Source organism: Microbacterium sp. (assembly GCF_035277845.1).
In the GTDB taxonomy this organism is placed as follows: domain Bacteria; phylum Actinomycetota; class Actinomycetes; order Actinomycetales; family Microbacteriaceae; genus Microbacterium.
Map to the genome: position 1 here is coordinate 1 of NZ_DATEJS010000313.1, position 13809 is coordinate 13809.

Below are 13809 nucleotides of genomic sequence, written 5' to 3' on the forward strand. Positions count from 1 at the left end.
GAGGCCGCCACCGCAGCCGGCGCCGAGACGGGTATCCGCAAGGACATCGACGCCGACGCCGCCCGCCTCGCCGCCGCGCGGGAACTGGTCACGGCCGAGCAGCGTCTCACCGAAGCCGCGGCTGGGGAGCTCGCCGCCTCGGCGCGTGCGCAGGAAGCCGGCAACGCCGTCGTCCGCCTCCTTCAGCAGCGCCTCGACAACCATGCGGGCGAGCTGGCGGCCGAGCTCCGGCCCGGCGAGCCGTGCATGGTGTGCGGTTCGCACGACCACCCGGAACCGGCCGTGTCCGGGGCCGAGGCCATCACCGACGAGACGATCGATCGGGCGGTCGCCGAGCGCGACTCACTCCGGCTCCTCGAGGCGGATGCGGCCCAGAACGCTCGCGACGCCCAGCAGCGACGCAACGAGCTGGCAGAGCGTTCCGGGGGCGCGACCGTCGCGCAGGTGGAGGCGCGATTGGAAGAACTCCGGGCGCAGGCCGCGGTCGCCGCGGAAGCGCGCGAGCGCGGCGAGGCGCTCACCCGCGAACGCGCGCAGATCGACGAGCAGGCGAAGGCGGCCGCCGCTCGCGTCGACCTGCTGAACGCTCAGGTCATGCAGCTCACGGCCGAGATCGCGACCGCCGACCATGACCTGCGATCGGCGCAGAAGCGGATCGACGACGCCCGCGGCGACACGTCGAGCGTCCAGGCTCGTATCGCCGAGACCCGCACCCTGCGCACAGCCGCTGCCGCGCTCGTCGCCGCGCTGCGCACACTCACCGTCACGCAGGCGGCCGCCGCGGACGCGCGCACCGATCTGGACGCGCGCATCGCGCAGTCCCCCTTCGCGGATCCCGAGGCCGCGAGCGCGGCGCTGCGCGACGACGAATCGCGCGAGCACATGACGCTGAAGGTCGCCGAGTACGGCCAGAAGGTCAGCACGAGCCGGGCACGCCTGTTCGACCTCGAACTGCAGATGCTCCCCGATGAGCCGGTGGACCTCGCCTTCCTGCAGCGACGCCACACCGACGCCGATCTCGACTATCAAGACGCCGTCGACCGCCGGTCGCGGGCGGAGGGCACCGCACGGACGCTCGCGGAAGTGCTGGCGAAGGTGCGCGCGCAGTACGACGCCGTCGGACCGCTCGTGAGCCAGGCCGAGCAGATCGCCACCCTCGCCGATGCCGTCAGCGGCCGGGGAGCGAACACGCACCGGATGACTCTCGAGGCGTTCGTGCTCGCCGCGGAACTCGAGGAGATCGTGGCCCAGGCGAACGTCCGACTCGACGAGATGTCGTCCGGGCGCTACCGGCTGCAGCACACCGACGCGCGTGCCGCACGCAACGCGGCATCCGGTCTCGGCATCGAGGTGATGGACGCCTTCACCGGGGTCGCGCGGCCGGCGACCTCCCTGTCGGGCGGCGAGACGTTCCTGGCGTCCCTCGCCCTGGCTCTCGGGCTCGCCGACGTCGTGACCGCGCGCGCGGGCGGCATCCGCCTCGACACGCTCTTCGTCGACGAGGGCTTCGGCTCTCTCGATTCCGAGACCCTCGACGTCGCGATGGACACTCTCGAATCGCTCCGGCACGGGGGCCGCACGGTGGGGGTCATCAGCCACGTCGAGGCGATGCGTGAGCAGCTCCCGACCCAGCTGCGGGTCACCGCGGGTGCCCACGGGCCGAGTCGCATCGAGCAGCAGGCGCCGCTCGGCGTCGTGTGAGTCCGCGGCCTACGGCTGGCGGAGGTGCGCGTCGGCCGCGTGCGCGACGATGTCGAACAGTTCGGTCGCCTTGGCCGCGCTCACGGTGCCCTTCGACGCCTCGGTCACCATCTTGACGACGGCGTCGCGCGCCGCGTCCCGGGAGGCCTTGTCATCGCCCAGCGACTCGACGCCCTGCCCCATCGAGACGAGGTAGTCGTCGGTCCAGGGCAGCGTCGTCGCCGCCGGATTGATGCTCTTCTGGAGGGCGAGCAGCTCCGGCTTCACCTCGGCGAGGTACGCCTTCTCGTCGTAGTCGCCCTTCGGGGCGTCGGTGCTGCGCGGCGTGGCGACGTCGCCGGCCTGCGGCTGAGCGGACGGCGCGGAGGTCGACGCGGCACTCCGGCTGACGGACGTTCCGACCGCCCAGAGGAACGTCAGCTGGAAGACGATCGCGGCGATCGACAGCAGCACGCCGAGCGCGCCGAGGATCAGGCCGGTGAGACCCTGGCCGCGGCCCTGCCGGTTCTTGCCGGCGACCGCGACGATCCCGAGCACCAGCGCGACGACGCCGAGCAGGCCCCCGAGCCCGAGGAAGGCGAAGCCGACGATCGGGATGAATCCGAGCAGTGCGAAGACGACCGCGGCGATGCCGAGGATCAGCGCGGTGACCGCCATTCCCCTGCGCGACGGCGCAGTCTCCACACCGCCGGTGGCGAACTGCGAGGCGTGCCACTCCGGCTCGACCTCGGCGGGCGGCCAGACCTCGTGCCCGCTCGGCGGTACCGGCGGGGCCGGCGGAACGGGGTTCGTCGGCTGTTCGGGCTGTCCCGCGGCGCGGTCGTCGGACAAGGCATCCTCCTGCAGATGATCGGACATCCATCGTAACGGCGCGCATCGGAAGTCCACGGCGAACTCTCGAGCGGCGCTCAGATCCGCATCGCCGCGAACCGTCGCCCCTCCTCGGCGACAGGCCGACGTGTGGGTGGTGGCGGGCGGCGGTCGCACGGCATGATGGGGACGGTCGGCGGCCGCGCCGTCACCCCGCAGGACGGAAGGTCGAGCACATGTCCACCATCGATCCGCATCACGACCCGGAGCAGGCGCTCGAGAATTCGAGGGAGCTCGTCGGCGACGTCATGCTCGCCGCGCAGGACTTCTCCAACGAGGAGGAGGGCTACCACAAGACCCTGCGCCCCCGGCAGATCCAGATGATCGCGATCGGCGGTGCGATCGGCACCGGCCTGTTCCTCGGCGCCGGCGGACGGCTCGCGAGCTCCGGCCCGTCGCTCATCCTCGTCTACGCGGTCTGCGGGTTCTTCGCGTTCCTCATCCTGCGCGCGCTCGGCGAGCTCGTGCTGCACCGCCCGTCGTCCGGCTCCTTCGTCTCGTACGCGCGGGAGTTCTACGGCGAGAAGATGGCGTACACCGCCGGCTGGCTGTACTTCCTGAACTGGGCGTTCACGTCGATCGTGGATGTCACCGCGGTCGCCCTCTACGTGAAGTTCTGGGCGCCGTACGTGCCGTTCCTGCAGTCGGTGCCGCAGTGGCTGATCGCCCTGATCGCCCTCATCGTGGTGCTCGGCCTGAACCTCGTCTCGGTGCGGGTCTTCGGTGAGATGGAGTTCTGGTTCGCACTCATCAAGGTGACCGCGCTGGTGGCGTTCCTCATCATCGGCGTGATCTTCCTGCTGTTCGTGCGGCACACCGACGTCGGCCCGACGGGCTTCAGCGTCATCGGCGCGAACGGCGGCATCTTCCCGCTCGGCGCGGTCGCACCGCTCCTCGCCATCAGCGGCGTGGTCTTCGCGTACGCGGCCATCGAGCTCGTCGGCACCGCGGCCGGCGAGACGGCCGAGCCGAAGAAGATCATGCCGAAGGCCGTCAACACGGTCGTGTTCCGCATCGCCGTCTTCTACGTCGGATCGGTGCTGCTGCTGTCGCTGCTGCTGCCGTACAAGACGTACTCCGCCGACGAGTCGCCGTTCGTGACGTTCTTCTCGCACATCGGGTCGGCGCAGGCCGGCGAGGTGTCCGGTTCGATCATGAACTTCGTCGTGCTGACCGCGGCGATGTCGAGCCTCAACGCGGGCCTGTACTCGACCGGCCGCATCCTGCGCTCGATGGCGGTCAACGGCTCGGCGCCGCTGTTCACGATGCGCATGAGCAAGAACGGCGTGCCGTACGGCGGCATCCTGCTGACGTCCTGCATCACGCTGCTCGGCGTGGGCCTCAACGCCGTCGTTCCGCAGCAGGCCTTCGAGATCGTGCTGAACGTGTCGGCTCTCGGCATCATCGGCGGCTGGTCGACCATCACGCTCTGCCAGATGCAGCTGCACCGGTGGGCGAAGGCAGGCCGCATCGAGCGACCCTCCTTCCGGCTGTTCGGCGCCCCCTTCACCGCGTGGCTCACCCTCGCGTTCCTGGCGTTCGTGCTCATCTCGATGGCGTTCTCCGACACCGGCCGGTGGGTTCTGGCATCCCTCGTGATCATCATCCCGCTGCTGATCATCGGCTGGTTCGTCTTCCGCCAGCGCATCCAGGCGGCGGCGGCCGCCCGGGAGGGCTACACCGGGATCCACCCGATCGTCGCCGAGCGCCCGGCCGTCGACAACCCGCCCGCGATCTTCCGCAAGCGCGACGACGACAAGAAGTAGCCCGCTCAGCGCTCGAAGACCGCGGTGCCGTCGGCGACCGTGAGCACGGCCCTGATCGACCCGAGGTCGCGCGGTGCGACCTCGTACGGGTCGGCGTCGAGCACCACGAGATCGGCGGCCTGACCGACCGCGAGCGTGCCCGTGCGGTCCAGCCGGTTCGCGCGGGCGGCGCCCACCGTGTAGCCGCGCACCGCGTCGTCGACGGTCAGGGACTGCTCCGGCAGCAGCGGGTCGCACTGCGCCGTGGCATCCTGCGCGTGCGGGTCGGATGCCGGCGCGGTGCGGTTCACGGCCACGTGGATGCCCCACAGGGGGTCGGGGCTCGACACCGGCCAGTCGCTCGACAGGGCGATCGCCGCACCCGCGTCCCGCAGTGCGCGGAACGCGAAGTGGCGCTCCTGCTGGTCGTCGGTGAGGTACGGCAGCTTCGTCTCGACGAGCACGGAGTCCTTGCGCGCCCAGAGCGGCTGCAGGTTCGCGATGACCCCCAGCCGGCCGAGGCGGGCGACGTCGTGCCGGTCGATGATGTCGATGTGGGTGACCTGGTGCCGGCTGTCCCACCCGCCGGCATCCGTCGCGATGGCATCCAGCGCCTCGCGCACCGCACGGTCGCCGACGGCGTGCACGTGCAGGTCGAACCGCTTCACGGCCAGCCGGCGTGCGATGTCGGCGAGCGCCTCGGGTTCGATGAACGACATCCCCCGGTCGTCGCCGCGACCGCGGTAGGGGGAGAGCATCGAACCGGTGTGGTTCTCGCAGACGCCGTCCTGCATGATCTTGACGGCGGTCGCCTGGAACCGACGCCCGGTGGAGGCCGCGAGACGACGCTCTTCGAAGAAGCGCACCTGCCCGTCGACGTCGGCGTCCCGGTCCCACCAGAGCGCCCCGGTGACCTTCGCGGTGAGGCGGCCCGAGTCATCCAGACGCCGGTACGCGTCGAACGCATCGGGGATGCCGATGGCGTCGCCGACGGCGGCGTCCTGCCAGGACGTGATGCCGAGCGAATGCAGGTAGCCCTGCGCGGCCAGCAGCGCCGCGTCGATGTCGTCCTGGGTCACCGTCGGCAGCAGGTCGGTGACGAGGTCCGCGGCGCTCTCCATGAGCATGCCGGTCGGTTCGCCGTCGGCATCCCGCTGGATGCGGCCGCCGGCCGGATCCGGGGTCTCGCGCGTGATGCCGGCCCGGCGGAGCGCCGCCGAGTTCACCCACGATCCGTGCCCGTCGTGGCTGTCGAGCACCACGGGCCGGTGCGGTTCGATCGCGTCGAGGAACGCGGCATCCGGGAATCCGCCCGGGAACACGTCGCCGTACCAGCCGGCGCCGCGGATCCACTCGGCATCCGGATGCGTACGGCAGTACTCCGCGATGGTCTCGCGGTAGGCTCCGATCCCGTGCACCTCGTTGAGGTCGCACTGCATGCGCCCGAGACCGCCGCCGGTGGGATGGATGTGGGCGTCCTGGAACCCCGGCAGCAGCACCCGGCCGGCGAGGTCGACGGACACCGTGCGGCGTCCGCGGTGTGCGGCCACCTCGCCGGAGCCGACGGCCACGATGCGGCCGTCGCGCACGGCGATCGCATCCGTCGTGCCGACCCGCGTCATCGTGCGGACGACGCCGTTCTCGAAGATCGTGTCGGCCGTCATCAGTGCGCGACCTCCTCGAGCGGGGCGTGCGCGAGGTCGTCGCGGTCGAGGCGGGCCAGGCGCGGGGCGAACCGGGCGAACAGCAGGTACGCGACGCCGGAGACCACGAAGCCGACGAGCCAGGCGACGTCGACGCCGCCGAGCACCTGGGCGATGGGGCCCGTGTAGAAGCTCGTCACCAGGAACGGCAGCTGCGCGAGCACCCCCACCGCGAACACGATGTTGGCGGCGATGTTCCAGCGGCCGTAGCGTCCGCCGTCCTTGCGGTAGAACTCCGACACCGCGTAGTCGCCGTCGCGGATGACGTAGTAGTCGACGAGGTTCACGGCCGACCACGGGATCAGCACGTACAGCAGGATGCTGAGGAAGTCGGTGAACGCGTTCGCGAAGTTCGCGAGCATGAGCGCCGCGATGACACCGCCGACGACGTGCAGCACGATCGTCGCCCAGAGGCGCGCCTTGAACTTCGGCCGCCAGTCGCGCACGAAGGTCTCGACCAGCGTGATGGCGCACAGCGTGCTGCAGTAGACGTTCACCGCGTTGCCCGTCCAGGCGACCAGGGCGAATCCGAGCAGCACCAGGAAGCCGAGCACGGGTCCCACGAGCGAATCGAGGCCGCCCATGGTGTTCGCGGTGCTCGCGGCGATGCCGACGACGGCGCCGAGGATCATCAGCACGATGCTGCTGGCGACGCAGCCGACGTACGTGCCCCAGAAGGCACCGCGCGTGCCGCTGTGCTTGGGCATGTAGCGCGAGTAGTCCGAGACGTACGGGGCGTAGGTGAGCTGCCACACGACGCCGATCGCGACCATGGCGCTGAACCCGACCAGGGTGAAGTGGCCGTGGCCGAGCACCTTCGCGAAGCCGCCGGAGACCCCGATCGCGATGAACGAGAGCACCACGAGCGCGCCGACGACGTACGCTCCGATCGCCGTGGTGACGCGCACCATCTGATAGCCGAAGAACGCGATCGCGAAGCTGACCACGATGCCCACCACGATGGCGGTGTTCTCGTCGAACGTGGGGAAGATCGCGTTGACCGACTGCGCGGCGACGACGAGGTTCGAGGCGAAGTACCCGACGAACATGATGGCCGCGACGAGCACGATGATGACCGAGCCGTACGAGCCGAACTGGCCGCGTGCCTGCAGCATCTGCGGCACGCCGAGCCGAGGCCCCTGAGCCGCGTGCAGCGCCATGCCGATGCCGCCGAGCACGTGGCCGAGGAGGATCGCGACGATCGCCCAGCCGATGGGAAGGCCGAGGGCGGTGGTCGCAGTGGCGCCGGTCACCACGGTGAGGGGGGTCATGTTCATGCCCGCCCAGATCGACACCAGGCTGCCGCTCGTGCCGTGGCGCTGATCCTCCGGGATCTGCCCGACGGTCTCCTGCTCGATCTCGAACAGCTTGTGGTTCCTCGTCATCGTCGACGGATCTGTCGGCTGCATGCGGCCTCCTTGCCTGCGGTCGCGCATCCGGGGCCGACCGTTCCGTGCCGGCGGCGGGGGAGCGCCGGTCCGCAGGCCAGGTTAGGAGGGGCGGCCGCGGCCCTCAAGGAATCCGCCATTCGCATCCCAGATGCGGGACTTCGCGAGAACGGATGCCGCGCCCGCGCAGGCGGCTAACGCGTCGCCGAACCGCCGAGGGAGGACAGCGACACCGGCCGCACCAGCACCCGTCGCTGATCGCGCATCCAGCGCGCACCGGTCTCGCGATGGTCCGGGCGGGTGGTGAACTCGTAGCGGTACGAGATGACCCGCACCCAGCGGGGTGCCGCACCGTCGAAGGGATCGGCGGCGAGGAGCCGCAGGGTCGGGGCATCCGCTTCCAGCAGCCGCACCAGCAGGGTCGCGAACCAGTCGTCCAGCGACCGCCCGAGCGGCAGGAACCACATCAGCCAGTCCAGGCGCAGGTGGTAGGGCGCGAACTGCCGGGGTATCCGGTTCACGTCTCCCGGCTTGCCCTTGAAGCCGTACTCGCGCCAGGACGCGGCATCCGGATCCCTGTCGAGCGTGCCCTCGATGACGTACTCGATGCGCACCTTCGTCACCGTGCCGAACGCCCCGTACGCGTTGGCCAGCTGCCAGCGGTTGAAGCTCGCGTTCATCAGCTGACGCCGCGCGGCGAGATTCTGCGCCGGCCACCAGCTGAGCACCAGGTAGAGCGCTCCGACGGCGCAGGTCGCGACCAGCCACGGCAGCGGCAGCGACGCGTGCGAGGCCGCCGGCACCGAGACGGCGGAGAACGCGAGCACGACGGTCGCCCAGTTCAGCCACGCGAAATTGCCGGTGAGCACGAGCCACAGCTGGGTCGCGACGACGATGCCGGCGGCGACCGTGCCGACGATCGCGGGCACCGGCCCCGGCACCCAGAGCCCCAGGATCGGCGCGAACAGGAACCACGGCACGACGAGCTGCGCGAAATGGTTGCCGAGCACCTCGCCGCGGTGGAACCACGCCGGCAGCAGGTGCGCCTGCCGGCTGAACGGCCCCGGCATCGGCTGCGTCTCGTGGTGGAACATCAGCGCGGTGAGGTTGCGCCATTCGCTCCCGCCGCGGATCTTGATCATCCCGGCGCCGAACTCCAGCCGGAACACCAGCCACCAGAACAGCACGATCACCACCGTCGCGGGCGGCTGGTCGCGCGAGCCGAGGAAGGCGGCCAGGAACCCGGCCTCGAGCAGCAGCATCTCCCAGCCGAACCCGTAGAACGTCTGCCCGATCGAGACGATCGACATGTAGCCGAGCCACAGCGCGAGGAAGCACAGCATCGGCACCCACGGCGGGCCGAGCTGGGGGACGCCCGCCACGAGCAGCACGGCGACGACGATGCCGGCGATGCAGAGGATCCGCAGCCGCGTGTCGGTGTACCGGATGAATCGGAACAGCGTCGGGCGCAGCAGCTTCCTCCGGCGCGGCTCCGCCCGCACCCAGGCGAGCAGGTGCGGGGCGGGAAGCAGACCGTGTTCGCCGAGCAGGGCCGGGAACTGGTTCAGAGACGACAGGAACGCGACCGCGAACAGGGCGCCGATGCCCCGCTGGAGCACCTCGCGGGCGAGCCAGAAGTCGACGGCGGCGAACCCCTCCACGGCATCACCCGAACAGGTCTCCGAGCCGGGCGGGTTCGCCGGCATCCCGCAGCGCCTGACGCGCCGCGAGCCAGCCGGGCATGCCGTGCACGCCGGGTCCGGGCGGTGTCGCCGCCGACGCGAGATACACGCCCTTCATCGGGGTGCGCCACGGGGTGCGGGACACCACAGGGCGGCGGAACGCCTGCGCGAACGTGAAGGCGCCGCCCAGGATGTCCCCGCCGATCGCCGCCGGGTTCTCGTGCGCCCGCTGCTGAGCCGACACCGCATGGGAGGCGAGGATGCGCTCGCGGAATCCGGGGGCGAACCGCTCCACCTGGCGGATGACGAGCTCGGTCGGGTCGAGCATCGACCCGGCGGGCACATGGATGTACGCCCACAGCACCGCGTGCCCGGCGGGGGCGCGGGTGGGATCTCCGACGGACGGCTGGACCGCCAGCACGTAGGGCCGTTCGCTGACGGTGCCGTGCGCCACCGCGTTCTCACTGGCCTCGACCTCGGCGCGGGTGCCGCCCAGGTGCACGGTGGGGGCGGCGGCGACATCCGGATCCGTCCACGGGATCGGGCCGTCGAGGGCGAAGTCCACCTTGGCGGCGGCGGGGCCGTAGCGGTAGCCGCGCACCGCGTCGGCCCACACCCCGGGCACGGACGGCAGTGTGAGGGCGAGGCGCGGGGAGGCATCCAGCAGCAGCAGGTCGCCGGCATCCGGATCGCCCCAGTCCAGCGCCGACAGGTCGGTGATGCGCCGGCCCGCTTCGATCGTGCCGCCGTGCGCGACGAGGTCCGAGATGAGCGCCTGCGCGATCGCCCCGGCTCCGCCGCGCGGATACGCCCACCCGGTGGAGTGCGCATGGGCGAGCAGGAACAGCGCGGATGCCGCGGCCGCGACGGTCGGCTGGGCGGTGTTCGAATGCGCGACGACCCCCGCGTACAGCGCGTTCGCCTCCGGGGTGCGGAAGGTGCGGTACCCCAGCCGGGTGCCGAGCTCCAGGGCGCGCACGCCGTACCGCAGCGCGGTGATCGGGTCCTGCGGCATCCGGATCAGCTGGTTGCCGGTGAAGTCCGCGACCGCGTCGAGCGCCCGGTTCAGCGGACGGACGACGGCGCGCCAGCGGTCGGCATCCGCGCCCAGCGCTTCGGCTGTGCGGTCGAGGTCGCGCCAGGCGATCGCCGCGCGCCCACCGTCGAGGGGCTGCGCGAACGAGATGTCCGGAATGATCCAATCGATGCGGTCGAGCCCGAACGCGCGGAAGAAAGGGGAGCTGAGCGCGGCGGGATGCACCGCGGAGCAGACGTCGTGGCGGTAGCCGGAGAGCGTCAGTGCGGCCGTGCGCACGCCGCCGCCGGGCGCGCTCGCCGCCTCGATGACGCGCACCGCGTACCCCGCCCGGGCGAGGCTCACCGCGGCGGCGAGCCCGTTCGGTCCGCTGCCGATGACAGTCGCGGTTCGGGTCATGCCTCTCTGATCGTCGGGAGCGCGGCATCCAGTTCGGCCAGCCACGCGCACGCGTCGCCGTCGGCGGGCGCGCGCCAGTCGCCGCGCGGCGACAGCGAGCCGGCGGCGAGCACCTTGGGGCCGTTCGGGATGGCGGTGCGCTTGAACTGCGCGAAGCCGAAGTAGCGTCGCAGGAACACCCGCAGCCAGTGCACGATCTCGGGCAGCCCGAATCCGAACCGCTCGTCGTCGGGGAACCCCGGCGGCCACGCGCCGGCATCCGGATCCGCCCACGCGTGCTGCGCGAGGAACGCGATCTTGGACGGTCGCATGCCGTATCGCAGCACGTGGAAGAGGGTGAAGTCGTGCAGCGCGTACGGGCCGATGAGATCTTCGGTGGACTGCACCTTGCCGTCCGCGCCCGGCGGGACGAGCTCGGGGCTGATCTCGGTGTCGAGCACCGACTGGAGCACGTCCGCCGTGGCGGCATCCACCTCTCCGGCCGAGATCACCCAGCGGATGAGATGCTGCATGAGGGTCTTCGGCACCCCCACGTTCACGCCGTAGTGGCTCATGTGGTCGCCCACGCCGTACGTCGCCCAGCCGAGGGCCAGTTCGGACATGTCGGACGTGCCGATCACGATGCCGCCGTGCCGGTTCGCGAGCCGGAAGAGCAGATCGGTGCGAGCGCCGGCCTGCACGTTCTCGAACGTCACGTCGTGCACGGGCTCGCCGGCCGCGAACGGATGCCGGATGCCTTCGAGCAGGGCCTTCGTCACCGGCTCGATCGGGACGGTCTCGATGGTGGCGCCGATCGCCTCGGCGAGCCGCACCGCGTTCGACCGGGTGTGGTCGCTCGTGGCGTAGCCCGGGAGGGTGTAGGCGAGGATGTCGCTGCGCGGCCGGCCCATCCGGTCCATCGCGCGGGCGACGACGAGCAGCGCGTGCGTCGAATCGAGCCCGCCGGAGACGCCGATGACGGCCTTCGGACCGCCGATGGCCCGCATGCGCTGCGCGAGCGCGGACACCTGGATGTTGAACGCCTCGTAGCAGTCCTGTGCGAGCCGCGACGGGTCGTCGGGCACGAACGGGTAGCGGTCGAGGGTGCGATGCAGGCCGATGTCGGTCGCCGGCGGGTCGAGGGTGAACACGACGGTGCGGAACGGGTCGTCGGCCCGGTCGGCCTGGGTGCGGCGGTTGTCGTCGAAGGTGCCCTGACGGAGGCGATCCTGCCGGATGCGGTCGAGGTCGACGTCCGCGACCGCGCGGCGCGGTCCGTCTGGGAAGCGCTCGGTCTCGGCCAGCAGCGTGCCGAGCTCGTGGATCATGGTCTGACCGTCCCACGACACGTCGTTCGTGGACTCGCCGCCGCCCGCCGCCGCATACACGTAGGCGCACTGGCTGCGCAGCGACTGCGCCCGGCACAGCAGCGCGCGGTCGTCGGCCCGTGCGATGGTGATGGGGCTGCCGCTGAGGTTCGCGATGACGGATGCCCCGGCCAGCGCCGCGCGGGACGACGGCGGCACGGGCACCCACATGTCCTCGCAGATCTCCGCGGCGATCACGAGCCCCGGCACGTCGCCGGCCGCGAACAGCAGGTCGACGCCGAACGGCACGTCGTGCGCGCCGAGGGAGATGGTGCCGCCGCGCTGGTCGTCGCCGGGGGCGTACCAGCGGCGCTCGTAGAACTCGCGGTAGGTGGGCAGGGCGGACTTCGGCACGACGCCGAGCACCGTGCCGCGGTGGATCACCACGGCGCAGTTGTAAAGGCGGTTCCCGTGGCGCAGCGGGGCGCCGACGACGAGCACGGGCAGCAGGTCGACGGATGCGGCGACGATCTGGTCGATCGCGGCGACGGCGGCATCCAGCACCACGTCCTGCAGCACGAGGTCGTCGATCGCGTAACCGGTCAGGCACAGCTCCGGGAAGACCGCGACGGCCGTGCCATCCGCATCGCACTCCGCGGCGGCCCGCAGCACGGACTGCGCGTTCGCGGCCGGGTCGGCGACCGCGATCGGGATCGTGCACGCGGCGACGCGCGCGAATCCGTGCCGGTAGGCGCTTTCGAAGGGGAGTGCCATGGGTCAAGTCTGCCAGCCCATTACGCTGTCGGCATGCCGACGTCGAGACGCCGATTCAGTGTCACGGAGACCGACGAGATCGCCCGCGCACTGGACGTCGCGGCGGTCGTCTGGCCGCAGGATGCCGCGAACCGATCGGTGCTGCTGCGCCGCCTCGTCGAGCTCGGATCCGCTCGCGCGACGGAGCTCACCGTCGACCGGCGTGCCGTCCGCGAGGCCGCGGTGCGCGAGACCGCGGGGATCGTGCGGGGCGTGTATCCGCGGTCGGGCGCGGGGGCGCCGGCCGAGGAATGGTCGCGATGATCGTGCTCGACGGGCGGGTGCTCATCGCGCACCTGGAGCGCACGCATCCGCTGCACGACGTCGTCTCGCCGTTCATCGAGCGGGAGCGCGACGACGCCTTCGCGATCACGGCGGTGACGGCGACGTCGGTGCTCGTGCATCCGGTGCTCGCCGGCGTCGGCGCGACGGTCGCCGCCGCATTCGACCGGCTGGAGCTGACGATCATGCCGGTGACCGGGGCCGATGCGCTCGGGATCGCGGAGTTGCGCGCCGCGGTGCGGCTGCCACTGGTCGACGCGCTCGACATCTACGCGGCGCAGCGGTACGGGGCGCGGCTCGCCACGGCGGACCGGCGCCTGGCGCAGGCCGCTGCCGCCCGCGGGGTTCCGACGCACCTGTTCTGAGGCGCCGGTGCCTGGGCGTGTGCAGGTTCAGCACGATGTCGCGGATTCAGCAGGATCCGGCGGGATCGGTGCTGACGCGGCGCGATCTTGCTGAATCGGATGCCTGTGGATAACTTTCGGGGCGGTGGCACGGAATTGGCTACGGTGGCGGGATGAGGTCCCGCGTTGCTGCTGGAGTGGTCGCCGTCGTGGTGGCGGTCGGACTGGCAGGATGCTCCGGCGCGGCGCCGAAACCGAGCCCCACGCCCACCCCGCCGTTCGCGAGTGCGGATGCCGCGTACAGGGCCGCGGAGGCGACGTACCGGGGGTATGTGGATGCGCTGAACAAGGTGCAGCTCGACGACCCGAAGACGCTCGAGGGCGCCTACCGATGGTTGCTGGCGGATGCTCTGGACCATCAGCGCAAGGAGTTCTCAGCGATGGCTTCAAAGCAACTGACTTTGTCGGGCGACTCTGTCGTCACGCTTCTTCGGCCGGTCGCGGGTGGCGACCCCGCGTGGGGTGATGTCGAACTATCCGCTTGCCTGGATGTGCATCGA

General features: G+C 71.2%; 11 protein-coding genes. 5 read left to right on the plus strand and 6 right to left on the minus strand.

Annotated features, from left to right (window positions below):
• On the plus strand, positions 1–1701 hold a 1701-nt coding region (locus VJR25_RS13830; RefSeq protein WP_324115992.1), incomplete at its 5' end, for an SMC family ATPase.
• Positions 1702–1710: 9 nt separating this feature from the next.
• On the opposite strand, the gene VJR25_RS13835 is transcribed toward VJR25_RS13830, so the two are convergent.
• The gene (locus VJR25_RS13835) at positions 1711–2559 is read right to left on the minus strand and encodes a hypothetical protein (RefSeq protein ID WP_324115994.1); all 849 of its coding nucleotides are present in this window, start codon (positions 2557–2559) and stop codon (positions 1711–1713) included.
• Positions 2560–2819: 260 nt separating this feature from the next.
• Between VJR25_RS13835 and VJR25_RS13840 the strand changes: the two genes are divergently transcribed.
• On the plus strand, positions 2820–4337 hold the full coding sequence (locus VJR25_RS13840) for an amino acid permease (protein ID WP_324116010.1): 1518 nt from the start codon (positions 2820–2822) through the stop codon (positions 4335–4337).
• 5 nt (positions 4338–4342) lie between these two features.
• Here VJR25_RS13840 and VJR25_RS13845 read toward each other — a convergent pair whose 3' ends face one another.
• The 5 genes from VJR25_RS13845 to VJR25_RS13865 all read right to left on the minus strand — a co-directional run bounded on the left by VJR25_RS13845 (position 4343) and on the right by VJR25_RS13865 (position 12584).
• Positions 4343–5980 (minus strand): amidohydrolase, encoded by a 1638-nt coding sequence (locus VJR25_RS13845; protein ID WP_324115996.1) that lies wholly within the window; start codon positions 5978–5980, stop codon positions 4343–4345.
• The gene (locus VJR25_RS13850; protein WP_324115998.1) at positions 5980–7428 is read right to left on the minus strand and encodes a cytosine permease; all 1449 of its coding nucleotides are present in this window, start codon (positions 7426–7428) and stop codon (positions 5980–5982) included. The genes VJR25_RS13845 and VJR25_RS13850 overlap by 1 nt, the downstream gene beginning before the upstream one ends.
• Positions 7429–7601: 173 nt before the next feature.
• Positions 7602–9113 carry a lipase maturation factor family protein gene (locus VJR25_RS13855; RefSeq protein ID WP_324116001.1) on the minus strand — a complete coding sequence of 504 codons (1512 nt, stop codon included), beginning with the start codon at positions 9111–9113 and terminating at the stop codon, positions 7602–7604.
• Positions 9073–10524, minus strand: a complete 1452-nt coding sequence (locus VJR25_RS13860) for an NAD(P)/FAD-dependent oxidoreductase (protein ID WP_324116003.1) — start codon at positions 10522–10524, stop codon at positions 9073–9075. Before VJR25_RS13860 ends, VJR25_RS13855 begins: the two co-directional genes overlap by 41 nt.
• Positions 10521–12584, minus strand: coding sequence for an NAD(+) synthase (locus VJR25_RS13865; protein WP_324116005.1), 2064 nt, complete (start codon positions 12582–12584; stop codon positions 10521–10523). Before VJR25_RS13865 ends, VJR25_RS13860 begins: the two co-directional genes overlap by 4 nt.
• A gap of 33 nt (positions 12585–12617) precedes the next feature.
• Between VJR25_RS13865 and VJR25_RS13870 the strand changes: the two genes are divergently transcribed.
• The 3 genes from VJR25_RS13870 to VJR25_RS13880 form a co-directional block, all read left to right on the plus strand.
• A complete protein-coding gene (locus VJR25_RS13870; RefSeq protein WP_324116006.1) occupies positions 12618–12887 on the plus strand; it encodes a hypothetical protein in 270 nt (89 codons plus the stop codon).
• Complete coding sequence (locus VJR25_RS13875; protein WP_324116008.1) at positions 12884–13270, plus strand: PIN domain-containing protein; 387 nt, start codon at positions 12884–12886, stop codon at positions 13268–13270. The genes VJR25_RS13870 and VJR25_RS13875 overlap by 4 nt, the downstream gene beginning before the upstream one ends.
• Before the next feature lie 311 nt (positions 13271–13581).
• Positions 13582–13809 (plus strand): hypothetical protein (locus tag VJR25_RS13880; protein WP_414683790.1); only part of this gene is annotated, 228 nt, incomplete at its 3' end.